The sequence below is a fragment of the Pseudomonas sp. ES4 genome (assembly GCF_050586665.1).
GTDB lineage: Bacteria > Pseudomonadota > Gammaproteobacteria > Pseudomonadales > Pseudomonadaceae > Aquipseudomonas > Aquipseudomonas frederiksbergensis.
Window position 1 is genome coordinate 77,343 of the sequence record NZ_JBOBDO010000019.1, and the last position, 23,016, is coordinate 100,358.

The window sequence follows — 23,016 nt, forward strand, 5'->3', positions numbered from 1 at the left end:
TGCATCCCGTGACGCTCTGCGTCACATCTCAAAGCGGAACGCGGAGCGTCCCTGGCGGCATTCCCACGCAGAGCGTGGGAACGATCGGGTTCAGCGCGCTTAGAGGGTGAAGTCGCCTTCAGCCGCCAACTCGCTCAGCGGGCGACGCGGGCTTGGCTCTTCGCGTGCTTGCAGGTACTCCGCCAGCGTTGCCTTGTCGCCCAGTTTGCCCACCGCCACCGCAGCGTGCAGCGCATAACCCTCTGGAATGTTCAGCTCCTTGCGAGTCAGGTCCTGGTCGAAACCGGCCATGCCGTGGGTGTGCCAGCCGCTGATGCTCGCTTGCAATGCCAGATGGCCCCAAGCAGAACCGGTGTCGAAGGTGTGCCACAAGGCCGGGGTTTCTTCGGTGGCGCCAGGCACTGCGAAGGTGGTTTTCGAGATCACGATCACCAGTGCCGAGGCGTGCTGCGCCCAGCTGCGGTTGAACTCATTCAGCAGGCCCAGGAAACGCTCCCAGTTTGGCGTGTCGCGACGCGCGTAGAGAAACCGCCAAGGCTGCGAGTTGTACGCCGATGGCGCCCAGCGCGCGGCTTCGAAGAAGCTCAGCAGGGTCTCCTCCGGGATGCTTTCGCCGGTAAAGGCGCGGGGCGACCAACGGTCGGTGAACTGAGGGTGGATGGCATAGTCGGCAACGCGTGGATTAGCGCTCATCGAGTGATTCCTTGCTACGTTTGAAAGAATGGGGCGACGCAAAACCCTACTGGGCGGCGCAATAACTGACAAGCTCGTTCTACCGGCAGTCGCCAACGCTTGGCCCACAAGGGCCTTGGCACTAGACTGGCGGCCTTTTCACCACCTGATGTTGATGCTTGAGCCATGGCCGCCAAAGTCGAACCGTTCTGGATACGCAAAACCCTCGATCAACTCGATAAAGAAGAGTGGGAATCGCTGTGCGACGGCTGTGGCCTGTGCTGTCTGCAAAAGCTCGAAGATGAAGACGACAATAGCGTCTATTACACGCGTATCGCCTGCAAACTGCTGGACCTGAAAACCTGTCAGTGCACCGATTACCCGAACCGCCGCGATTTCGTCCCCGACTGCATCCAGCTCACACCAGGCAAGGCCGATGAGTTCAAATGGCTGCCGCCGTCCTGCGGCTATCGACTGGTCAGCGAAGGCAAGGACCTGCCACTTTGGCACCATCTGGTGTGCGGTGATCGCGATGCCGTGCACCACGCGCGAATCTCCCAGTCCGGGCGCATGCTCGCCGAAGGCAGCGTGGCCGAAGATGATTGGGAAGACCATCTGATTTTCCGGGCGGGTTGATTCCTCCACAAAATTTGTAGTGTTTGCTGGTATTCAGGGCTGCTACGCAGCCCAGCGCGAGCAAGCTCGCTCGCCACAAGGAGTGGGTATGGCTGTGGGATTTCGGCTGGCGTTGGCCTTTGGGCTTTTGGCCCTGGGTTCGCCCGCGTGGGCAGCGAAGAAGGTTGATCTGGATTACCACGTACGCCTGTTGCCGCAAAGCGATCAGGCCGAAGTGCGGCTGACCCTGGCTCAGGGCGCGGCGGTGCGCAGTCTGGATTTCGACCTGGGCGATGGCAGTCACTACAGCGATTTCAAGGCCGACGGCCAATGGCAGCTCACGCCGGGCAAGCAGGCCCGTGGTGTCTGGCGTCCGGCCGCCGACAAGGCCAGCCTGACCTACCGCGTACGCATCAGCCACGGGCGTAAGGGCGGCAGCTTCGATACGCGCATGACGCCAACCTGGGCATTGATGCGCGGCGACGATCTGGTACCGGCGGCCAAACTCGATCAGCAGGACGGCATCGAGCTGGTTTCACGCCTTGAGTTCGAATTGCCCGCAGGCTGGAAAAGTGTTGAAACCGCCTGGCCGCGAATCGGCAAGAACAAATTCCGGGTCGATAACGTATCTCGCTTGTTCGACCGGCCTACGGGCTGGATGCTCGCCGGCCACCTCGGCAGCCGTCGCACGCGGCTTGGGGAAACCGAGGTCACCGTTGCCTCGCCTCAGGGCCAGGGCATGCGCCGCATGGATGTGCTGACGCTGCTGACCTTTGTCTGGCCGCAAGTACAGGCGGTGTATCCCCGACATCCCGTCAAACTGTTGATCGTCGGTGCCAATGACCCGATGTGGCGCGGCAGCCTGGGCGCGCGTGAATCGATCTACCTGAACACGCGTCTGCCGCTGGTCAGCGAAAGCGGCAGCAGTGCGCTGGTGCGGGAATTGGCGCAGGTGTTCGGACGGATCAACGATCAGCAGCGCAGTGACTGGATCAGCGAAGGATTGGCCGAGTATTACGCCATCGAACTGGTGCGCCGCGCCGGCGGCATGAGCGATGAGCGGTATGAGGGTTTGCAGGCGAAGTTGGCCAAGGACAGCCAGAAGGTCACGACTTTGCGCGCTGAGCAGGTCAGCCCGGCGCAGGTGTCGAAAGCGGTCGTGTTATTGCAGGAACTGGATCGCGAGATTCGCCTGAAGACCCGCAACAAGCGTTCACTGGATGATGTGTTGCGCGGGGCGATGCGTTTGCAGAGCGTGGATACCAAGGAGTTTGTTCAGCTGGCCGAGAGCATCATTGGTGAATCTTCCCAAGTACTCGATAGCTCGCTCCTGAACTGATCGTTCCCACGCTCTGCGTGGGAATGCATCCCGTGACGCTCTGCGTCACTTCCAGAAGCGGAACGCGGAGCGTCCCTGGCGGCATTCCCACGCAGAGCGTGGGAACGATCAGTTCTAGGTCAAGCCCCGGGTTTAGGCGACTTCAACGAATCATCGCCGGTCACTGTGGCGGTATTGGTTGCCGCTTCGGCATTCGCCTTTAACCGGTTCAACTCTTCACCCGCCCGCTGAATCTTCGCCCGCACGTTGTTCATGTCCTGACGGCTTTTCTCGAGCAGGCTTTTCGCCGAACTGTGCCCGGTAATGCCACGCGCCAGTGCCACACCGCCGATCGCCACTTGAATCAACCCGAATACACCGCCGCGACGCAGGCCCTTGCCGACCATGATCACACCGCCGGCCAGGGAACCGATGCGTTCCCAACCCTGCACGTTCTGCTCAGTGTGAGTCTGGAACGGGGTGGATTCGATGCGTTCTACGCGTTTGAGCTCGCTCATGATCTGTCTCCTGGCTGGAATGCTGCTTCAAGAATAGATATTTAAGCTGACTGCCAAGGCGGGCGGCTTGTTCCATCGAATGTGCGGTGAGTCAGCGGAATTTTGCCCCGGAGCGGGTGTTGAGTCCCTTGGACATGCGGTCATAGAGCACGACGTTGACGGTGGCCGCCAGGTTCATGCAGCCAGTGGTCGGGATGTAGACCACGTCTTCGCACCAGTCGCGAATCTCTTTATCCAGCGAGCCGTCTTCCGGGCCGAAGATGTACAGCGCGCGGTCCGGATGGGTGTATTCCGGCAGCGAACGGGCGCCGTCCACCAGTTCCACGGCGACCGGCACGCAGCCCAGCGGCAGGATTTTCTTCAGGTCGTCGATGCCGATCAGCGGAATGTCGTAGTGGACGCGCTTGGTATCGGTGACGAAGTCGGCGGCGCGTTCATAACGCTTGCCGGTGTAGAACACGGACGCCACGCCATAACAGCCAGCGGCGCGCATCACCGAACCGACGTTCTCCGGTGATTTGGGGTTATACAAACCAATGCAGCTGTACCGTTTGTCTGCCACGAGCGGGGTGCCTTCGGGGAAAAAACGGCGATTATACGGGGATTGGGGGGAGGGTGGTCAGTGATCGTTCCCCTGTGGCGAGGGGGCTTGCCCCCGTTCGGCTGCGAAGCAGTCGTAAAATCAGCAAGCGCGGTTTACCTGACTAACTGCTGCGGCTGATTTTGGGGCCGCTTCGCGACCCAACGGGGGCAAGGTCGACTTCAGTCGTCTTTCTTCATCAGGCCGGCCAACGCGGCAAACGGGTTATGCGTCGCCTTGGCGATTGTCGGCGAGCTCAGCGAGCCTTCACCGAAATACTGTTGATCGGTGTACCGCGAATGTTCGTTGTCGTGGCAATACAGGCACAACAGTTCCCAGTTCGAGCCATCCTGAGGGTTGTTGTCGTGGTTATGGTCGCGGTGGTGCACGGTCAGTTCGCTCAGGCGCTTGCCGGAAAACTCACGGGCGCAGCGACCGCACACGTGCGGGTACATTTTCAGGGCCTTGTCGCGGTAACCCATTTCCTTGTCGCGCTGGTTGTCGGCAAGGATGCGGTCCAGTTTCGACGTATTGGTTGGTGTTGACGAACTCATGGGTTCACCTTTGTAAAAGACTAATGACGGTATTAAACGCAGTTTAGCTCAGCCCTTGAGCTTCTCGGCAATCCAGATGGTGTGACGGGTGCCTTTGTTGCCGTGGGCGAAGACCTGGACTTCCTCAGCCTTGAAGCCGGCCTTCTTCAGTTTGTCGGAAAACTGTCGGTCAGCGCTCGCGGACCAGACGGCCAGCACGCCTTTGGGCCGCAGGGCCTTGGCGCAGGCGCTCAGGCCGCCAGCGGAGTAGAGCCAGCTGTTGGCCTTCTGGGTCAGGCCTTCGGGGCCGTTGTCGACGTCGAGCATGATTGCGTCGAAACCTTGCGGCTCGGCTTGCAGGACCTTGGCCACGTCTTCCATGCGAATGACCGTGCGCGGGTCCAGCAGCGGGTTCCCGGCTTTCTCACCAAGCGGTCCACGGTTCCACTCCACCACGCCCGGGACCAGTTCGGCGACCACCACTTCAGCGGTCTTGCCCAGGTGCTTGAGGGCCGAGGCGAGGGTGAAACCCATGCCCAGGCCGCCGATCAGCACGCGCGAATTCGGCCGGCCGGCCACTTTACGGCACGGGATCTCCGCCAGAGCGTCTTCCGAGCCGTGCATGCGGGTGTTCATCAGTTGCCCGCCGTCGCCGCCCTGAATCTTGATGACGAAATCCTCACCGTATTCGAACAGGCACAAGGCACCGCCATTTTCAGGAATTGGAGTGGTGTCGAGCAGAACGAAACGTTTCATGGGACTCACTTGAGGAGAAATTGGCATAAGAGGGAGAAGGCAAACACGCGCAGTTGGGAGTAGCCTGCAAAAAGACAACAAGGCCAACGGAGCCATTGATGAAGCGCACCATTCTAACGGTCATTGCCTTGGCCGCGCTCTCGATAACTGCAGTGCAGGCCCAGCAGCTGCAAACCATTCCGACCAGCCCTGCGCCGCTGCCCGGTTCGCCCGGCACCGCGACCCCGACACCGTACCCGCAAATCACCCCGACCAGCGCACCCAAGGTCGGGCCCGGCAGTGGCGGTCCGCCGTTGGTGCCCATTGAAATGCCTGGCCCGCCCGCCAAGGACCAGCCACTGCCGGTGCCGGAGCAAAACCCGTCGAAAGCCAAACCGCCCGGCGGTTAAACCTGCTGCGAGAGCAGTTGCCCATCGGCCATGCGCAAGCGTTTGGAGAGGGAAACGGCGAGGGCGCGGATGATTTTGGCGGCGATTTTCGGTGCATCGTTGAGCATCTTTTCCAGCGAATCCTTGCCCAGGTTGAGCAGCTGGCAATTGCTGGCGGCCACGCAACTGGCCGAGCGGCGTTCGCCGTCGAGTACGGCCATTTCGCCGAACGCCCGACCGCTGCGCAACGTTGCCATGGTCACCAGGTGCCCGTCGCTGTTGGTTTTCTGCACCGCCACCTGGCCGGTGTGGATGATGCACATGAAGCTGCCGGCATCGCCCTCATGGAAAATCTCTTCGCCCTGAGCAATGGTGCTGATGCTGAAATAGCCCGAAGCCGTGGCGAAGTCCGCCGGCAGCAGTTGATCGAACAGGCCACAGTCCATCAGCCAGTCGCGAATTTCGTTGTTCAGTAAGGTCGGTTCTGACATGTCGTCACGGTCTTTTTCTTTTGTCTGTTGCAGGCTCGAATTTGAAATCACCGCAAATCCCTGTGGGAGCGGGCTTGCCCGCGATGGCGATGTTACAGCCAATGATGATGTTGAATGTGATGGCCTCATCGCGGGCAAGCCCGGCTCCCACAGGGAATGTGTGTTGTCTCGGGCCCCTAGTGTCTGGTGTTAAGACCGACACGCCGAGCCAAGTTCCTCAGGCGATGCCCAAAACCTTGAAAACAAATGCGTATTCGAGAGCTACGTCACGCAATCCTTGATACCGACCGCTCATCCCGCCGTGCCCGGCACCCAATTCGGTCTTGAGCAGCAGGGGATTTGTGTCGGTTTTGGTGGCGCGTAATTTCGCCACCCACTTGGCCGCTTCCCAGTACTGCACGCGACTGTCGTTGTAGCCGGCGATCACCAGCATCGCCGGATAAGCTTGTGCAGTGACGTTTTCGTACGGCGCGTAGGCCTTTATCCGCTCATAAACGTCCGGTTCTTCAGGATTGCCCCACTCGTCGTATTCGGTGACGGTCAACGGCAGGTCCGGGTCGAGCATGGTGTTCAGCACGTCGACGAACGGCACTTCGGCAATCGCAGCAGCAAACAACTCCGGCCGCTGATTGAGCACCGCGCCGATCAGCAGGCCACCGGCGCTGCCGCCGCTGATCGCCAATTGCTGTGAAGTCGTGAAGCTATTGGCGATCAGGTGTTCGGCGCAGGCGATGAAGTCGCTGAACGTGTTGTGTTTGTGTTCCTGCTTGCCGGCGCGATACCAGGCTTCGCCCAGTTCACCGCCGCCACGCACGTGAGCAATGGCGAACGCTACGCCACGGTCCAGCAGACTCAAGCGGGCGTGGGAGAACCACGGGTCGAGGCTTTCGCCATAAGCGCCATAGCCGTACAGATAAAGCGGCGTCGGCTTGCCGAGTGCTTCGCGTTTGACGACGAGGCTGATCGGCACTTTCGTACCGTCAGGTGCGGTCGCCCACAGGCGCTGACTGACGTAGGCATCGGCGTCGAACGGGCCAAGTACCGGGGTTTGCTTGAGGACTTTCTGCTCGCCGTTGCCCAATACCAACTGGCGGATTTGCGCCGGGCGGTTCAGCGCTTCATAGCGCAGGCGGATCCTGTCGCTGACGAACTCCAGACTGTTCTGTACATGAAGGCTGTAGGCCGCGTCCGGTAATTGCACGCGGTAGCTCGGCAGGTCTTGCGGATGAACTTCGATGATCGGCAAGCCACCCTCACGCAAGCTCAGGGTCATGGCACCGGCATTCAGGCTCATGCCTTCGATCATCACCGTGTCGCTGTGCGGGATCAGGTTTTGCCAGTCGGCCTCGGTCGGTGCCACGCCGGTGTCGGCGGCGTGGTACAGGGCAAAGTTGATGCCGTCGCGATTGGTGCGAATGAACCAGGTCCATTGACCGTCGAGCGCGCCGTGGTCGACGTCGTACTCATGGTCTTCAACCCTCGGAGCGATGCAGGTAAAAGCCTGCTGCGGCTGGAACGCATCGAGCACCCAGACTTCGCTGGTGGTTTTGCTGCCCAGGGACAGCAGCAATTGCTGCTCGGAACTGGAGCGGTAGCAATGCATGAAGAATCGACCGTCCGGCTCATGGAACACTTCTTCGGCCGCCGTACCGTCCAGCCGATAGCGGAACAGTTTGTGCGGGCGATGGGTGTCGTCCAGTTCGCCGAAGAACAGCGTCAGGCTGTCATTGGCCCAGGTCATGCTGCCGTCGCAATCCTGGAATTCCAGTTCGCTGACGCGGCCGTTGGACAATTCCTTCACGAACAGCGTGTAAATCTCATCGCCCGTGGCGTCGATGCTGTAGGCCAGACGCTGGTGGTCCGGGCTGATGCTGAAGGCGCCGAGGGAAAAGAAGCCGCCGTTGGCCAGTTCATTCGGGTCCAGCAGCAGCTGTTCCTGGCTTTCGTCGAGCAGCAGGCTGTCATCGGCCGGGCGTGGGCAGCGGTAGTGACGGGCGTATTCATCACCGGCCGTGGTGCGTGTGTAATACAGGTATGGGCCCCAAGGGGAGGGGAGGGACAGGTCGGTTTCGAGAATCCGGGCCTTGATCTCTTCGAACAGGGTTTCACGCAACCCGGCCTGATCGGCGGTTTGCGCCTCTTGGTAGCGGTTTTCCGCTTTCAGGTAGTCGAGCACCGCCGGGGTGTCGCGCTCCTGCAGCCAGGCATACGGGTCGTCGCCTTCGGCCTTGTGGGCGATGGGAGCGTCGGAAACGTTGACGGATAGGGGCATGAAGGGCTCTCGAACAATGTACGGAATAAGGGCTTCGCAACGTGTGGGAGCGGGCTTGCTCGCGAAGGGGCCAGCACGTTCAACATCTCTGTTGACTGACACACCGCTTTCGCAAGCAAGCCCGCTCCCACAGGGGATGCGTTTTACAGACTGGTATTGGGGCAGCCTGACGTGCGAAAAGTCGTTACTATAAGCGCCTCTTTGCCTGCCTTGCCATGGACACCATGACCGAGAACGACTATCTGATCGCTTGGGGCCTCTACGCCTTCGCCGCTTTGGGCTGCCTGTTGGTGTGGATGCGCATTACCCGCTGGATGTGGCGCTGGCTGCGTGAGCCGCTACGGCTATTGGTTGCCGTGTTGCTGTTCTGCCCGACCATCATTGATCCGGTGAAGGAAAAAGTTGCCCCGGCCATCGCCATTACGGCCCTTGACCTGATGTTCAAGGTCGGCAACAACGCCTGGCGCGCGGTTTCCGACCTGTTCATGTACGGCATGATCGCCTTCGGCATTTACCTGGTATTCGTGGCGATCCGTTTCCCTATCGAACGTGCGGCCAACGCTCGCAAGGAACAGGCCGCCGCTGCCAAGGCTGCGGCCCGGGCCGATGAACCTGAAGAGGATCATCCATTCGGCGGTGCGGGCGATGATCGTTACGGTCGTCCACCGGTGCCGAGCAACCCTCAGCGAATGCGGGTCGAACCGCGACTGTAACCTGCCCCTGCCTTTCAGCGAGAATCCGAGCATGTGTGAGTTATTGGGCATGAGCGCCAATGTCCCGACCGATATCGTGTTCAGCTTCACCGGGCTGATGCAGCGCGGCGGCCGCACCGGTCCGCACCGTGACGGCTGGGGCATCGCTTTTTACGAGGGCCGTGGCCTGCGCCTGTTTCAGGACCCGGCGGCGAGCTGTGAGTCCGAAGTCGCGAACCTGGTGCAGCGCTATCCGATCAAGAGCGAAGTGGTGATCGGGCACATCCGCCAGGCCAATGTCGGCAAGGTATGCCTGTCCAATACCCATCCGTTTGTGCGTGAGTTGTGGGGCCGTAACTGGTGTTTTGCCCATAACGGCCAACTCGCGGATTTTCAACCGATCAAGAGTTTTTACCGCCCGGTCGGCGATACCGACAGCGAAGCGGCGTTCTGCGATTTGCTTAACCGCGTGCGCGCCGCGTTCCCGGAACCGGTCGAAGTCGAAGAACTGCTGCCAGACCTGGTGGCCGCCTGCGCCGAATACCGCAGCAAAGGCGTGTTCAACTGCCTGCTCAGCGATGGCGACTGGTTGTTCTGCTATTGCTCGACCAAACTGGCGCAAATCACCCGTCGCGCGCCCTTCGGCCCGGCGCGCTTGAAGGACGTTGATGTGATCGTCGACTTCCAGGCCGAAACCACGCCCAACGACGTGGTCACGGTGATCGCCACCGAACCCTTGACCGAAAACGAAACCTGGACCCGCTACGAACCGGGCCAATGGAGCCTCTGGCGACGCGGTGAATGCGTCAGCCAGGGCAAGACCGAATAAGGATTTCCCTTCATGTTGCTCAGTTATCTACGGCTGGTGTTGTTCGCGGCGGGCCTGTTGATCGGTGTCCAGGTGCCGGGGTTTATCAGCGACTATGCCAAGCGCGTCGAAGCGCATCTGATTGAGGCGCAAACTGGTCTGAGCGGTTTTCAGGGCACGGCGAATCAGTTCTTCAAGGGGGACATGCAGGCATTGGTGGCTCATTACCGCGCCAGTGAAGACCCGATCTTTCGCAGCGATGCCGACAGCCTGAGTACCTTGCTCACCCGTCAACTGGCCCTCGATAAACAGTTCCAGGCCATGCAAGGCCCGTGGTACATCCGCTTGCTGCAGGTCGCACTGGCGGCTGATCCGGATATTCGCAAGGAAACCTGGAACGGCTACAGCTATCAGATCCTGCTGACGCCGGAAGCGATGATCTGGGGCATGAGCGGGGCGTTGCTGTTGTCGTTCGGCATTGAATGCCTGTTCCGTCTGATCGACTGGGTGGTGCTGGGCGGCAAACGCCTGCGCCAGAGCCGGCCGATCGAAGACCGGGATGTGCGGGGGTTGTAATGAGCGCCACCGACCTGTCGAATGATCGTTCCCACGCTCTGCGTGGGAATGCCTCAACGGACGCTCTGCGTTCGGCTCTGAATGGGACGCGGAGCGTCCCGGCTGCATTCCCACGCGGAGCGTGGGAACGATCAATTTCAGCTCACCGAAGGTTTGCTGAGGACGATGTAGTTTTCACCCACCTTCTTCGCATACCCGTCCAGCACTTGCTGACATAACGAAACAATCTCCTCGACCCACTCCACGCCCACCCGCCACGACACCACCACCTGCAAATTCGGTGGCCGTTGGTCGATGGCCAGCAAGGTCAATTCCCCCCGCGCCAGTTCCTCGGCGACCAGCACCGGCGGCAGCGCGCCAATACCGAAACCGTCGCGCAGCAACCGGGTGATCGCCGACACAGAGTTCACGCAGTTCAACCGTGGCGTCAGGATGCCGTTGGCCTGCATCAGGGCGAGAATCTCCTGATGCGGATGGGAGTTTTTCGAATAGGTAATGATCCGTTCCCGCGCCAGGTCGGCAATGCCGGAGTACTCGCGGTTGTAGATTGAGTTCGTAGCCACAATCCAGCCCATCGGATGACTGGCCAGTTCAAGGCTGCGCACACTTTCCTGACGCAACAGGTCGGTTTGCAGGATCAGATCAAGAAAGCCTTTTTGCAGCTGATCGCAGAGGTTGAGCGCTGTATCAGCCACCAGCTCGATTTCCACCAGCGGATAGTGATCCATCATTTGCGCCACCAACGGGCTCAGCCAGGTGTGGATGACGGTGTCCATGACACCGATCCGGACCCGTCCGACCTTGCTTGAGCGCGTCTCGATCGAGTGCTTGAGCGCCTGCATCGTATCCATCATCTGCTCGGCATATTCGAGCACTTTCAGGCCTTCGGGCGTCAGGCTCACGCCGCGAGAATCGCGCAGGAACAGCTTCACCCCGAGCTCGCCTTCGAGCACGGCGATACGGCTGGAAATCGACGCCTGGGTGGTGAAGAGCTTGTCTGCCGTCAGGCGAAAACTCTTGAGTCGGGCGACCCAGACAAAGGTCTCGAGAAACTTCAGGTTCATAGGGACAAGTTTTTCTTATGTCTAAAGCGGGTTTTTATTAGTTGGACGTAGCAGGGCCGGCAGCCCAAAAATCAGGCCATCCGGTCCCCACGATAGGCGTCGTCGGGGTTCAGAACAATACCAATAAAAATTAGCGCGGAGATTTGCCATGAGTGCGCCCGACACGCTCGACATCCCCAAAGCCACGGTTCGCCCGGGACCTTTCGACTGGTACCGCAACATCAATCAGCAGGAACGTCGCACGTTCTGGAGCTGCAAGATCGGCTATGGCCTGGACGGCATGGACACCCAGATGCTCAGCTTTGTGGTGCCGACCCTGATTGCGATGTGGGGCATCACCACCGGCGAGGCCGGGCTGATTCACACCAGCACCTTGATCGCCTCGGCCATCGGCGGTTGGGTGGCGGGGATTCTCTCCGACCGCATCGGTCGCGTCCGCACTTTGCAACTCACCGTGCTGTGGTTCGCCTTCTTCACCTTCCTCTGCGGTTTCGCCCAGAACTACGAGCAACTGCTGATCAGCCGCACGCTGATGGGCTTCGGTTTCGGCGGCGAATGGACCGCCGGCGCGGTGCTGATGGGTGAAGTGATTCGTGCCAAGGACCGCGGCAAAGCGGTGGGCATGGTGCAATCCGGCTGGGCATTGGGTTGGGGACTGACGGCGATCCTGTATGCGCTGCTGTTCTCGGTACTGCCGCCGGAAGACGCCTGGCGCGCTCTGTTCCTGCTTGGCATCGTGCCGGCAATCTTTGTGATCTTCGTCCGCCGACTGGTCAAGGACCCGGAAATCTATCGCGAAGCCAAGGCCAAGCAAGAACCCAGCAACCCGGCAAAGTTCTACGAGATCTTCGCTCCCGGCATCCTGTTCACCACGATTCGCGCGTCGGTACTGACCACTGGTGCCCTCGGCGGTTACTACGCGATCACCTCCTGGTTGCCGACCTTTCTGAAGAACGAACGTGGTTTGAGCGTACTCGGTACGGGCGGTTATCTGGCGATGGTGATCGTCGGTTCCTACGTCGGTTACGTCATCAGCGCGTATTTGACTGACATCCTCGGGCGTAAAAAGAACTTCATACTGTTCGCGGTCGGCTCGTTCACCATTGTTCTGCTCTACACCCAATTGCCGGTCAGCAATGGCGTGATGCTCTGGCTGGGCTTTCCTTTGGGCTTCTTCGCTTCGGGGATTTTCAGTGGCATGGGCGCGTTCTTGACCGAGCTGTTTCCAACGCGGATTCGCGGTTCGGGCCAGGGCTTTTGCTACAACATAGGCCGGGCGCTGGCGGCATTGTTCCCGCTGTTGATTGGCTTGATGAGCCAGAAGGTGCCATTGAGTGTGGGAATCGGTGCCTTTGCGGCGGTGTCCTACGGAGTAGTGATCCTTGCTGCCCTGAGCCTGCCGGAAACCCGTGGCAAGCAACTCGAGGCCGAGTAACTGATAATCTGCGGGCAAATGCCTACAGCTAAAAGAATAAAACCTACAGGAGTGTTCACCGTGAACCGCCTGCTATTGAACTGCGACATCGGCGAGAGTTTCGGCAACTGGACCATGGGTCTGGATGCCGAGGTCATGCCCTTCATCGATTGCGCCAACATCGCCTGCGGCTTCCATGCCGGCGACCCGAGCATCATGCGCAAGACGGTCAGCCTGGCCTTGAGCAACGGCGTGCAGATCGGCGCACATCCGGCGTATCAGGATCTGGTCGGCTTCGGCCGTCGTTCCATGGCCTACACCGCCCAGGAACTTCAGGACATTGTGCATTACCAGATCGGCGCTCTCGACGGCATTTGCCGGGCCCAGGGCGGGCGGGTGAGTTACGTCAAACCGCACGGCGCGATGTACAACGACATGATGGCCAACCCGGCGCAGTTGCGCGCAGTGCTTCAGGCTGTGGCGGCCTATGATCGCCAGCTGCCGCTGATGTTGATGGCCACTCGCGACAACAGCGCAGCCCAGCAATTGGGCGATGAATACGGCGTGACCCTGTGGTTCGAAGCCTTCGCCGATCGTGCTTACGACAGCGCCGGAATGCTGGTTTCGCGACAACTGCCAGGCGCAGTGCATCACGATCCCGAGACAATCATCGAACAGGCGCTGACCATTGCCCGCGGCGGCAACCTTACGGCCAGCGATGGCAGTGCCCTGCGCTTGCAAGCCAACACACTTTGCGTACATGGCGACAATGCCAGTTCGGTAGCTGCCGTGCGGCGTATTCGCGAAGCACTTGATCAGCAGAGCGCGCCATGAACCTGCGGGTAGAAGTGGTGGCGCTGGATTGCTTGATGGTCCGTCTGTTCGATGAGATCAGCGAGGCCAACATGCCGTGGATGCTCGCCGCCAGTGAAAGTCTGCGTGCTGCGTTCGCCGGGCATCTGATCGATCTGGTGCCGTCCTATACAACGTTGATGGTGCATTACGACCTGACCGCGTTGAGTCCGGCCCAGGCTCGGGAGCTGATCGCCGAGGCTTTGATCGATCTGTCGCCCAACGCCTGCACCCGCGGCAAATGTCATGTGTTGCCGGTCTGGTATGACTTGAGCGTTGGCCCGGAGTTGAGCCTGTTGTCCCAGCGCAGCGGATTGGCCGTGGATGAAGTGATCCGCCGCCACAGCGAGCGCGAATATCAGGTGTTCGCCCTGGGTTTCGCGCCGGGTTTCGCTTTCATGGGGCTGGTGGAAGAAGCGCTGGCGGCGCCGCGTTTAAACACTCCGCGTAAAAAGGTGGCCGCGGGAAGCGTCGGCATCGCCGAACGGCAAACCGCCGCTTACCCGGTGGTGTCTCCCGGTGGCTGGAATCTGATCGGCCGCACCCCGGCCAAATTGTTCGACCGCGAACGCGACGGCTATAGCCTGATGCAACCGGGCGACACGGTGCGTTTCGAAGCCGTCAGCCATGCCGAATTCATCAATCTGGGCGGTGATGACACGCCGTTGGAGGCCCAGGCATGAGCCGTCTATCAATACAAGCGAGTACACCGCTGTGCCTGTTGCAGGACGCTGGCCGTTTCGGCGTGCGGCATCTGGGCGTGACCCAGGGCGGGGCGGCGGATTGGCGATCGATGTCTTGGGCCAATTGGTTGCTGGGCAATAGCCTGGATGCACCGGTGATTGAAATCACCCTCGGCGGGTTTACCGTCGTCGCCGAAGAGGATTGCGTGCTGGCGTTGGCCGGGGCGGATCTGGGGGCGCAGGTGGATGGCGAGGCGTTGGCACCGTGGCGCAGTTTCAGGCTGAACAAAGGTCAACAGTTGCAATTCACTCAGCCGCTGCTTGGGGCCCGGGCTTATTTGGCGGCCCCGGGCGGATTTGATGCGCCAAAGGTGTTGGGCAGCAGCGCAACGGTGGTCCGTGAGGAACTCGGCGGGCTGGATGGCATGGGCCGGGCGTTGGCCAAAGATGCGCGGTTGAGCTACTCGGGCAGCTCGCTGCTTTTGCTGCGGGAACTGGCGCCCGAACAGGTACCGGATTTCAAACTCAACGCGCCGCTGGACCTGGTCCTTGGTGCGCAGATCGGCGAGTTCAGTGGACAGAGTTCGTTTGACGCGTTCAACAGTGTCTGGACCCTCGACAGCCGTGCCGACCGGATGGGCATCCGCTTGCTGGGAACGGTGTTGCAGTATCAGGGTAAGCCGATGATTTCCGAAGGCATCCCGCTGGGTGCGGTTCAGGTGCCGCCGGACGGGCAGCCGATTGTGCTGCTCAATGATCGGCAGACCATTGGCGGCTATCCGCGAATGGGGGCGTTGACGCCATTGGCGTTGGCGCGATTGGCGCAGTGTCTGCCGGGGACGAAGGTGCGGTTGAAGCCGGTGGTGCAGGATGTCGCGCATCGGGAGCATGTCGAATACCTGCGCCGGTTTGCCTCGCACTGATCGTTCCCACGCTCCGCGTGGGAATGCCGCCCGGGACGCTCCGCGTCCCTGTGACGCGAAGCGTCACTTGATGCATTCCCACGCAGAGCGTGGGAACGATCAACGATCAGCAGTGTGGGAACGATCAGCGCTCTATTTGGAAAGAAACCGCATCCCTTCCTCCAAACCCCGCAACGTCAGCGGGTACATCTGGTCGTTAATCAAGTCCCGCACGATGTTGGTCGACGACGTATAGCCCCACGTATCTTTCGGATACGGGTTGATCCAGATGAGCTTCTTGTACTTCTCCATGAACCGCTGCATCCACACATAACCCGCCTCTTCGTTCCAGTGCTCGACGCTGCCGCCGGCCTGGGTGATTTCGTACGGGGCCATGGCGGCGTCACCGATGAAGATCACTTTGTAGTCGGCGCCGTATTTGTGCAGCAGGTCCTGGGTCGAGGTGCGCTCGGAGGTGCGGCGCATGTTGTTCTTCCACACCGATTCATAAACGAAGTTGTGGAAGTAGAAGTACTCCAGGTGCTTGAACTCGGTCTTGCAGGCCGAGAACAGCTCTTCGCAGATCTTCACGTGGGCGTCCATCGAGCCGCCGATGTCGAACAGCAGCAACAGCTTGACGGTGTTGCGTCGCTCCGGACGCATCTGGATGTTCAGCAGCCCGGCATCGCGCGCGGTGTGGTCGATGGTGCCATCGATGTCCAGCTCTTCCGCCGCGCCCTGACGGGCGAATTTGCGCAGCCGTCGCAGGGCCACCTTGATGTTGCGCGTGCCCAGTTCCACCGAGTCATCGAGGTTTTTGTACTCGCGCTGATCCCAGACCTTGACCGCTTTGCCCTGGCGCTTGCCGGCATCGCCGACCCGAATGCCTTCCGGGTTGAAGCCACCGGAGCCAAACGGGCTGGTGCCGCCGGTGCCGATCCATTTGTTACCGCCGGCATGGCGTTCTTTCTGTTCTTCGAGGCGTTTCTTGAACTCTTCGATCAGCTTGTCCAGGCCGCCGAGGGACTGGATCGCCGCGCGCTCTTCGTCGCTCAGCGAACGCTCGAACTCCTTGCGCAACCAGTCTTCCGGAATCAATGCCTGAAGGTGATCGTCGAGTTTTTCCAGGCCGTTGAAATAAGCTCCGAACGCCCGGTCGAACTTGTCGAAATGCTTTTCGTCCTTCACCAGAATCGCCCGGGACAGGTAATAAAACTCGTCCATGTCGGCGAAGGTCACGCGCTGTTTCAGCGCGTTGATCAGGTCCAGCAGCTCTCGTACCGAGACCGGCACCTTGGCCGCGCGCATTTCATTGAACAGGTTAAGCAGCATGGCTATCGCCCTCTATCTTGTTAAACAGAGGGATCAGCGAGTGCCGCGACGGCTCATGAACGCCAGACGTTCAAGCAACTGCACGTCCTGTTCGTTCTTCACCAAAGCGCCGGCCAGCGGTGGAATGGCCTTGGTCGGATCGCGCTCGCGCAGTACCGCTTCACCGATGTTGTCGGCCATCAGCAGCTTCAGCCAGTCCACCAGTTCGGAGGTCGATGGCTTTTTCTTCAGGCCCGGCACCTTGCGCACGTCGAAGAACACGTCCAGCGCTTCGCTGACCAGGTCTTTCTTGATGTTCGGGTAATGCACGTCGACGATCCGCTGCATCGTGACGCGGTCCGGGAAGGCGATGTAGTGGAAGAAGCAGCGGCGCAGGAAGGCGTCCGGCAGTTCTTTTTCATTGTTGGAGGTAATGATGATGATCGGGCGTTTCTTGGCCTTGATGGTTTCGTCGATCTCGTAGACGTAGAACTCCATCTTGTCGAGTTCTTGCAGCAGGTCGTTGGGGAATTCGATGTCGGCCTTGTCGATTTCGTCGATCAGCAAAATCACCCGCTCTTCGGATTCGAAGGCTTCCCAGAGCTTGCCCTTTTTCAGGTAATTGCGAACGTCGTGGACCTTTTCCGTGCCCAGTTGCGAGTCGCGCAGACGGCTGACCGCGTCGTACTCGTACAGGCCCTGATGCGCCTTGGTGGTGGATTTGATGTGCCAGGTGATCAGTCTGGCGCCGAAGGACTCGGCCAGTTGCTCGGCGAGCATGGTCTTGCCGGTGCCCGGTTCGCCCTTGACCAGCAGCGGACGCTCCAGCGTGATGGCGGCGTTGATCGCCAGCTTCAGGTCATCGGTGGCGACGTAGGCCGGGGTGCCTTCGAACTTCATCTGCTAATCCTCGAACGGTAAACGCCGACCTGAGCGAAGCAGGGCGGGGCGCAATAATGGGTCAGGCTCGACTATAACGCGGTGCCCGGTCGACTGTGAACGCAGACGGCTTATTCAGTCTCTGAATGGGGCGTCACATCTTGACTCAGTCTCGGCCCCTAGCCAGTATTGAGCTATCGCCATTTTGGCGATAGCTTGCGGGGCATGTCTACTAAATACCGATTTCGCGATACGTACCGCATTCAGTTGCGCGAGAAGGACCACCCGCCGCCCCATGTTCACCTGACCGGCGGCGGGCTCGACGTGATGCTTAGCCTTGAAACCGTCGAAGTGATGGTGGGCAAGGCGCCGCCGCTGATTATCAAGGAAGCGCTGGCGTGGGTCAGGGCCCATCAGGTGCAATTGCTGGAGGATTGGAAACGATGTTACCCATGAAACGACCACGGCTGTCGTCCGTGCAGGCGTTGCCGGATTACCGCCTTATGCTGACCTTTATCGACGGTCAGCAACTGAACCTCGATTTGAGTCGGGACCTGCGCGCCTATCCAGGGTTGCAACCCTTGTTGGAAATGAGCGCTTTCAATGGGGCAACCCTGGGCGACGATGGCTGGAGTGTCGACTGGCCGGAACTGGACATCCAGATCGGCGCAGACACCCTGTATCTGGATGCTCTCGCACAAAATGCAGTGGACGAAAACACCCGGATCTTCATCGACTGGCGTGCCCGCACCGGGTTGCCGCTCAATCAGGCGGCCGAAGCGCTGGGGGTCAGTGCCCGCAGCATCACGCGCTACAGCAGTGGTCGAGAAGTTGTCCCGCGATCGCTGGCGCTGGCCTGCCTGGGTTGGGACTTCTTGCAGCAGCAATCGAACCCGGCGCGGGCGGCTGAAGAAACCGGTCGTTACACCGTTATACGTAAGCCTTAACCGGCGTCCGGCTTGGGCCGTTCGTATTGGGCGTTGAACGCCTGGACGAAGCCGTTGCGCAAAATCTGCAAAAAAGCCTCGAATGCGCTGATATCCCGCTGATGCACGCTGCCCCTGAGTTGTACGCGAGTGGCGAACTGGTTTTTCGGCTGGTTCTTCAGCACATTCTCGGTGCCCCCAACGAGTGCTTCCCAGATGGAGCGAAAAATCCCTTTGTCTTTGTTTTCCACGTCCTGTTGCCAATTGAATACATCGACGTCCTTCAGCAGCGGTTTGATGTAACCCGTCAATTGAGCTTTTTTTGCCTCGGCTTCAATGACCACATCTCCGTGACCGGCATTGAAGTCGAACTTGCCATACGCCGAGGCGAAGTCGTTCATGCGTTTGAGTTCGATGTTTTTGACCCGCAGGCGAAATTCGAAATCTTCAAAGTTGCTTAAAGGGTCGAAGGTCGCGGTGGTTTCCAGCGGTGCGTGTCCCAGCAACAGGGCTTTGCCGTCGAAACGGGCGTCGCGTTTGCCTTTGGTGTCGACCACGTTGGTCAGGTTGTAAACGCTGGCATTGACCTGGGTGGCATTCATGTTCACGGGCGGTTTTGAATTGAAGTTTCGAAAGGTCACCCGCCCGTCGTTGATCCGCACTTCGTTCAGGGTTATCGGCAGCAGTTTTTCCAATTGTGCCCGCCAATCGGTGCCTTGACCGGTCTGGGAGTTTTTCTTGTTGGCACCGCCGTCGACGAAGTTCACCTCGGGTTTGTCGAACTGCGCCTCGGCCACCACGGCGTGGTCATACCAGAGTGAGTGCCAGCTGACGGAGAGGTCAATCAATGGCGCGTTGACGAAAGGCACGGGGACCTTGCCATTGACCTTGACGATTTTCAGTCCGTTGATTTTGTAGGCGCCACGCCACAAAGCCAGGTCTACGTCGGTAATCTGGCCGCGATAATCCCCCATGTTCGCCAATCTCTCGTTGAGGTAATCGCGCACCAGATAGGGCAGGGCGACATGCAGCGCAATCAGCAGCACAACGAGGCCGGCGAGGGTCCATAGGGGCCAACTGTATCTGCGTTTCATGATGGCAAATCTCTGGCGTTGTAAAGCCATTGACTACGGCGGTTCCAGGACGTTCGACTGACTGGACGACCAAGGGCAACAGGCATACCTTGGAGAGCTTATTTAACGCTGTATAAGGACCCAGCCATGAGCCGTATCTACGCTGACAACGCCCATTCCATCGGCAATACACCGCTGGTGCAGATCAACCGTATCGCCCCGCGCGGCGTGACCATCCTGGCCAAGATCGAAGGGCGTAACCCTGGTTATTCGGTCAAGTGCCGGATCGGTGCGAGCATGATCTGGGACGCCGAAAGCACCGGCAAACTCAAGCCGGGCATGACCATCGTCGAACCGACCTCAGGCAACACCGGTATCGGCCTGGCGTTCGTTGCTGCGGCTCGCGGTTACAAGCTGATGCTGACCATGCCGGCATCCATGAGTATCGAGCGACGCAAAGTGCTCAAGGCTTTGGGCGCCGAACTGGTACTGACCGAACCGGCCAAGGGCATGAAAGGAGCGATCGAAAAGGCGGCTGAAATTGTCGCCAGCGCCCCGGCGACCTACTTCATGCCGTCGCAGTTTGAAAACCCGGCCAACCCGGCCATCCACGAAAAAACGACGGGACCGGAAATCTGGAACGACACCGACGGTGCAGTCGATGTACTGGTGGCAGGCGTCGGAACAGGTGGGACCATTACCGGGGTTTCGCGGTATATCAAGAATACCCAGGGCAAGCCGATTATTTCGGTGGCGGTGGAACCTGTGGTGTCGCCGGTCATCACCCAGGCAATAGCCGGTGAAGAAATCAAGCCGAGCCCTCACAAGATCCAGGGCATCGGCGCCGGTTTTGTGCCGAAGAATCTTGATCTGTCGATGGTCGATCGGGTTGAGTTGGTCAGCGATGAAGAATCCAAGGCCATGGCCCTGCGCCTGATGCAGGAAGAAGGGATTTTGAGCGGCATTTCCTGCGGCGCCGCCATGGCAGTGGCCGTCCGCCTGGCTGAAACCCCGGAAATGCAGGGCAAGACCATCGTGGTAATCCTGCCGGATTCTGGTGAGCGTTACCTGTCGAGCATGCTGTTCAGTGATCTGTTTACCGAGCAGGAGAATCAGCAGTAGGCGTTGCGATTTCAGATTCAGCGGGGAGGGGTTGATTCGGGTCAGCCCCCGTTCAGGAACCTTGTGTTAAGAAGTGCGTCATTGCGCATTTCTTGACACTGCATGTCGAGAAACACGGGATTCTTCCCGAGGCCGGTCATGTTGATCATGGCTGGCTGCCACGTCGGGTAAATGGCGTTGTGCGAAGTTGTCTACTATCAAGGAGTTGTTGATGACCGTTTCATTTGCCGCAAAGACGTCGCTTTTGTTGCTGTTCTTTGGCAGCACTCTCTACGTGCACTTGCGCGGCAAGTCGCGTTTGCCGGTCTTGCGTCAGTTCGTCAACCACTCGGCGTTGTTCGCGCCTTATAACGCCTTGATGTACCTGTTCTCCAGCGTGCCATCCAAACCGTATCTTGACCGCAGCAAGTTCCCGGAACTGGATGTGCTCAAGGACAACTGGGAAGTTATCCGCGACGAAGCGATGCATTTGTTCGACGAGGGTTACATCCGCGCCGCCGAAAGAAACAACGACGCCGGGTTCGGTTCGTTCTTCAAGAAAGGCTGGAAGCGCTTTTACCTCAAGTGGTACGACAAACCACTGCCATCAGCCGAAGCCCTGTGCCCGAAAACCGTGGCACTGCTCAGCCGCATTCCCAACGTCAAAGGCGCCATGTTCGCGTTGCTGCCAGGCGGCAGCCACCTCAATCCGCACCGTGATCCGTTCGGCGGTTCCCTGCGTTATCACTTGGGGCTATCGACGCCGAACTCTGATGATTGCCGGATCTTCGTCGACGGTCAGGTCTACGCCTGGCGTGATGGCGAAGACGTGATGTTCGACGAAACCTACGTACATTGGGTCAAGAACGAAACCGACAAGACTCGGGTTATCCTTTTTTGCGACATCGAACGACCGCTGAGCAACCGCCTGATGACTCGTCTCAACCGCAGGGTCAGTGGCTTTTTGGGTCGCGCCACGGCACCGCAGAATCTTGAAGATGAACATGTTGGCGGGATTAATCATGTTTACGCATGGAGCAAGCATTCCAGTGACAAGTTCAGTGGCGCGATAAAACGGTGGAAGCGTCGCAATCCCAAGGCGTACCGAGTGCTGCGGCCGGTGCTCGCAGTGCTGGTGTTGACGTGGTTGGGGTATTGGTTATTTGGGTAATCTCGATTCCTGAATGAAAAAAACGCTCCTTAGGGAGCGTTTTTTATGCAGCCTGTTCGCCACGGGATTGGTGTAAGACGCTTGCTCATGGGTTCTTCAGCCAAGTCATTGCAATCCATGTCAGTCGCTGGTTATAGTCGGCGCTCGGTGAGTTTCATGACTCACCTCCCGAGCCCTCAAAAAAGATCAGCCCAATGCCTGCTTCCCTCATCAACGCGGTAGTCGATTCAGCGGTCAACGCTGGCGTCGTGCCGTGCGGGAATCAGCAGCCTGCGCAGATCAGTCATTACCCCCCACCTGTCAGTAGCACGCCGGTGTGCGCAGTCGTATCACCGCCAGGCGTTGGCTTCTCGGGCTGATCAGCTTTTTTCTGCTGTTCCTGTGCCCCTCTGAAAAGCGCCTGAAAAACTACTGAATTTCAGCTTCGGCTGAGTTGGCTTTTTGCCTGACTACAGGTGGTATCCATGTTTGTCCTTTCGAAACAATCCGCGCTCGCGGCGGCGTCCACGAGCCTGTTCGTTCTGCTGTGGAGCAGCGGGGCGATCTTCTCCAAATGGGGCCTGGCCCATGCGTCACCTTTTGCTTTTCTGTTGATTCGCTTCGCTATCGCAATCTGCGGATTGGTGCTTTTGATGCCGCTGCTCAAGCTGAAACTGCCCAAGGGCGGCAAGCCGATGGTGTATGCGATGGCCACGGGTGTGGTGTTGCTGGGGGCTTATCAGATTTTCTATCTGCTGGCCCTGGACCTGAAAGTCACACCCGGCGTCATGGCGACGATCATGGGCGTGCAGCCGATTCTCACGGTGGTGATCATGGAGCGCCAGCGGTCAGCCAGCAGAATGTTTGGTCTGACGCTGGGGTTGGCCGGGTTGATCATGGTGGTGTATCAGGGCATAGGTCTGGCCGGTATGTCGCTGGCCGGGATGCTCTTCGGTTTGCTGGCGCTGGCGAGCATGACGTTCGGTTCGATCATGCAGAAGCGCATCACCGACAATCCCCTCGGCACACTGCCCGTGCAGTACCTGGCGGGGCTGTTGCTCTGCGGAGTCTTCGTTCCGTTCCAACCTTTTCATTTCGAACACAGCACCGGTTTTATCGTGCCGGTGTTGTGGATGGGATTGGTCGTGTCGGTACTGGCAACCTTGCTGCTGTATCGCTTGATCGCCCGGGGCAACCTGGTGAATGTCACCAGCCTGTTTTACCTGGTGCCGGCGGTAACGGCGGTGATGGACTACCTGATTTTCGGCAACCGGCTGGCGGCGTTGAGCATGCTGGGCATGTTGCTGATCATCGTTGGATTGGTGTTCGTATTCCGTAAAAGCGCTTGAAACAGAACAAGGCGCTGCAGAACGCCAATCCGCTGGGGATTCGGCGGCTGGTGGATGGCGAGGTGAGTCAGTCAGCTTTGTAGCGTCTGAACAATCGCCTTCGCGAGCAAGCC

Annotated in this window: 26 protein-coding genes; 15 read left to right on the forward strand and 11 right to left on the reverse strand. The window is 59.4% G+C overall.

The genetic code is table 11. From position 1 onward, the window contains the following. Window positions 1-99: 99 nt before the first annotated feature. Window positions 100-693, reverse strand: coding sequence for a nitroreductase family protein (locus ACQ4OB_RS20195; protein WP_074874303.1), 594 nt, complete (start codon window positions 691-693; stop codon window positions 100-102). 165 nt (window positions 694-858) lie between these two features. On the opposite strand from ACQ4OB_RS20195, the gene ACQ4OB_RS20200 reads away from it, so the two are divergent. Continuing rightward, the gene (locus ACQ4OB_RS20200; RefSeq protein ID WP_074874304.1) at window positions 859-1,308 is read left to right on the forward strand and encodes a YcgN family cysteine cluster protein; all 450 of its coding nucleotides are present in this window, start codon (window positions 859-861) and stop codon (window positions 1,306-1,308) included. 88 nt (window positions 1,309-1,396) lie between these two features. After that, a complete protein-coding gene (locus tag ACQ4OB_RS20205) occupies window positions 1,397-2,626 on the forward strand; it encodes a hypothetical protein (protein WP_430956323.1) in 1,230 nt (409 codons plus the stop codon). A 119-nt stretch (window positions 2,627-2,745) separates the two neighbouring features. Here the strand turns inward: ACQ4OB_RS20205 and ACQ4OB_RS20210 are convergent, their stop codons facing one another. From ACQ4OB_RS20210 to ACQ4OB_RS20225, 4 genes are all read right to left on the reverse strand, one after another. Next, window positions 2,746-3,123, reverse strand: coding sequence for a YgaP family membrane protein (locus tag ACQ4OB_RS20210; protein WP_074874306.1), 378 nt, complete (start codon window positions 3,121-3,123; stop codon window positions 2,746-2,748). 91 nt (window positions 3,124-3,214) lie between these two features. Next, window positions 3,215-3,685 carry an RNA methyltransferase gene (locus tag ACQ4OB_RS20215; RefSeq protein WP_007944014.1) on the reverse strand — a complete coding sequence of 157 codons (471 nt, stop codon included), beginning with the start codon at window positions 3,683-3,685 and terminating at the stop codon, window positions 3,215-3,217. Window positions 3,686-3,885: 200 nt separating this feature from the next. Beyond that, the gene (locus tag ACQ4OB_RS20220; protein ID WP_074874307.1) at window positions 3,886-4,257 is read right to left on the reverse strand and encodes a YajD family HNH nuclease; all 372 of its coding nucleotides are present in this window, start codon (window positions 4,255-4,257) and stop codon (window positions 3,886-3,888) included. Window positions 4,258-4,305: 48 nt separating this feature from the next. Next, the gene (locus ACQ4OB_RS20225) at window positions 4,306-4,992 is read right to left on the reverse strand and encodes a spermidine synthase (protein ID WP_007898703.1); all 687 of its coding nucleotides are present in this window, start codon (window positions 4,990-4,992) and stop codon (window positions 4,306-4,308) included. A 98-nt stretch (window positions 4,993-5,090) separates the two neighbouring features. Here ACQ4OB_RS20225 and ACQ4OB_RS20230 point away from each other — a divergent pair, with 98 nt between their 5' ends. Next, entirely contained in the window at window positions 5,091-5,381 is a 291-nt protein-coding gene (locus tag ACQ4OB_RS20230; protein ID WP_076030085.1) for a hypothetical protein, read from the forward strand. Here ACQ4OB_RS20230 and ACQ4OB_RS20235 read toward each other — a convergent pair. Together ACQ4OB_RS20235 and ACQ4OB_RS20240 are read right to left on the reverse strand one after the other, a co-directional pair. After that, a complete protein-coding gene (locus ACQ4OB_RS20235) occupies window positions 5,378-5,851 on the reverse strand; it encodes a cyclic nucleotide-binding domain-containing protein (RefSeq protein WP_076031549.1) in 474 nt (157 codons plus the stop codon). The two genes, ACQ4OB_RS20230 and ACQ4OB_RS20235, sit on opposite strands and share 4 nt — an antisense overlap. Before the next feature lie 217 nt (window positions 5,852-6,068). Beyond that, window positions 6,069-8,123 (reverse strand): S9 family peptidase, encoded by a 2,055-nt coding sequence (locus ACQ4OB_RS20240; RefSeq protein ID WP_430956324.1) that lies wholly within the window; start codon window positions 8,121-8,123, stop codon window positions 6,069-6,071. 215 nt (window positions 8,124-8,338) lie between these two features. On the opposite strand from ACQ4OB_RS20240, the gene ACQ4OB_RS20245 reads away from it, so the two are divergent. Genes ACQ4OB_RS20245 through ACQ4OB_RS20255 form a run of 3 tightly spaced genes read left to right on the forward strand, consistent with a single transcriptional unit; the run spans window position 8,339 to window position 10,199 of the window. Further along, window positions 8,339-8,836, forward strand: coding sequence for an MFS transporter (locus tag ACQ4OB_RS20245; protein WP_074874310.1), 498 nt, complete (start codon window positions 8,339-8,341; stop codon window positions 8,834-8,836). 31 nt (window positions 8,837-8,867) lie between these two features. Beyond that, window positions 8,868-9,644: a class II glutamine amidotransferase gene (locus ACQ4OB_RS20250; RefSeq protein WP_074874311.1), complete on the forward strand. Its 777-nt coding sequence runs from the start codon at window positions 8,868-8,870 to the stop codon at window positions 9,642-9,644. 12 nt (window positions 9,645-9,656) lie between these two features. Further along, complete coding sequence (locus tag ACQ4OB_RS20255) at window positions 9,657-10,199, forward strand: DUF2937 family protein (protein ID WP_074874312.1); 543 nt, start codon at window positions 9,657-9,659, stop codon at window positions 10,197-10,199. A gap of 137 nt (window positions 10,200-10,336) precedes the next feature. Here the strand turns inward: ACQ4OB_RS20255 and ACQ4OB_RS20260 are convergent, their stop codons facing one another. Next, complete coding sequence (locus ACQ4OB_RS20260) at window positions 10,337-11,263, reverse strand: LysR family transcriptional regulator (RefSeq protein WP_074874314.1); 927 nt, start codon at window positions 11,261-11,263, stop codon at window positions 10,337-10,339. Between the two features lie 148 nt (window positions 11,264-11,411). On the opposite strand from ACQ4OB_RS20260, the gene ACQ4OB_RS20265 reads away from it, so the two are divergent. Genes ACQ4OB_RS20265 through ACQ4OB_RS20280 form a run of 4 tightly spaced genes read left to right on the forward strand, consistent with a single transcriptional unit; the run spans window position 11,412 to window position 15,135 of the window. Further along, window positions 11,412-12,698, forward strand: coding sequence for an MFS transporter (locus tag ACQ4OB_RS20265; protein ID WP_074874315.1), 1,287 nt, complete (start codon window positions 11,412-11,414; stop codon window positions 12,696-12,698). 60 nt (window positions 12,699-12,758) lie between these two features. Further along, window positions 12,759-13,511: a 5-oxoprolinase subunit PxpA gene (locus ACQ4OB_RS20270; RefSeq protein WP_076030089.1), complete on the forward strand. Its 753-nt coding sequence runs from the start codon at window positions 12,759-12,761 to the stop codon at window positions 13,509-13,511. Further along, window positions 13,508-14,212 (forward strand): 5-oxoprolinase subunit B family protein, encoded by a 705-nt coding sequence (locus ACQ4OB_RS20275; RefSeq protein ID WP_008153155.1) that lies wholly within the window; start codon window positions 13,508-13,510, stop codon window positions 14,210-14,212. The genes ACQ4OB_RS20270 and ACQ4OB_RS20275 overlap by 4 nt, the downstream gene beginning before the upstream one ends. Continuing rightward, window positions 14,209-15,135, forward strand: a complete 927-nt coding sequence (locus ACQ4OB_RS20280) for a biotin-dependent carboxyltransferase family protein (protein WP_430956325.1) — start codon at window positions 14,209-14,211, stop codon at window positions 15,133-15,135. Before ACQ4OB_RS20275 ends, ACQ4OB_RS20280 begins: the two co-directional genes overlap by 4 nt. A gap of 132 nt (window positions 15,136-15,267) precedes the next feature. On the opposite strand, the gene ACQ4OB_RS20285 is transcribed toward ACQ4OB_RS20280, so the two are convergent. Then, entirely contained in the window at window positions 15,268-16,446 is a 1,179-nt protein-coding gene (locus ACQ4OB_RS20285; protein WP_430956326.1) for a vWA domain-containing protein, read from the reverse strand. A 33-nt stretch (window positions 16,447-16,479) separates the two neighbouring features. Further along, a complete protein-coding gene (locus ACQ4OB_RS20290) occupies window positions 16,480-17,325 on the reverse strand; it encodes an AAA family ATPase (protein WP_076030092.1) in 846 nt (281 codons plus the stop codon). 204 nt (window positions 17,326-17,529) lie between these two features. On the opposite strand from ACQ4OB_RS20290, the gene ACQ4OB_RS20295 reads away from it, so the two are divergent. Further along, window positions 17,530-17,760, forward strand: a complete 231-nt coding sequence (locus ACQ4OB_RS20295; protein WP_076030093.1) for a DUF4160 domain-containing protein — start codon at window positions 17,530-17,532, stop codon at window positions 17,758-17,760. Next, window positions 17,748-18,251: a DUF2442 domain-containing protein gene (locus ACQ4OB_RS20300; RefSeq protein WP_102615539.1), complete on the forward strand. Its 504-nt coding sequence runs from the start codon at window positions 17,748-17,750 to the stop codon at window positions 18,249-18,251. Before ACQ4OB_RS20295 ends, ACQ4OB_RS20300 begins: the two co-directional genes overlap by 13 nt. Here ACQ4OB_RS20300 and ACQ4OB_RS20305 read toward each other — a convergent pair. Beyond that, complete coding sequence (locus ACQ4OB_RS20305) at window positions 18,248-19,324, reverse strand: DUF748 domain-containing protein (RefSeq protein ID WP_074874322.1); 1,077 nt, start codon at window positions 19,322-19,324, stop codon at window positions 18,248-18,250. The two genes, ACQ4OB_RS20300 and ACQ4OB_RS20305, sit on opposite strands and share 4 nt — an antisense overlap. 126 nt (window positions 19,325-19,450) lie before the next feature. Between ACQ4OB_RS20305 and cysK the strand changes: the two genes are divergently transcribed. The 3 genes from cysK (at window position 19,451) to ACQ4OB_RS20320 (ending at window position 22,903) form a co-directional block, all read left to right on the forward strand. Next, complete coding sequence (gene cysK, locus ACQ4OB_RS20310; protein WP_074874323.1) at window positions 19,451-20,425, forward strand: cysteine synthase A; 975 nt, start codon at window positions 19,451-19,453, stop codon at window positions 20,423-20,425. A gap of 211 nt (window positions 20,426-20,636) precedes the next feature. Then, entirely contained in the window at window positions 20,637-21,575 is a 939-nt protein-coding gene (locus ACQ4OB_RS20315) for an aspartyl/asparaginyl beta-hydroxylase domain-containing protein (RefSeq protein ID WP_430956327.1), read from the forward strand. Between the two features lie 464 nt (window positions 21,576-22,039). After that, a complete protein-coding gene (locus ACQ4OB_RS20320) occupies window positions 22,040-22,903 on the forward strand; it encodes a DMT family transporter (protein WP_074874325.1) in 864 nt (287 codons plus the stop codon). The last annotated feature ends 113 nt before the right edge of the window (window positions 22,904-23,016 follow it).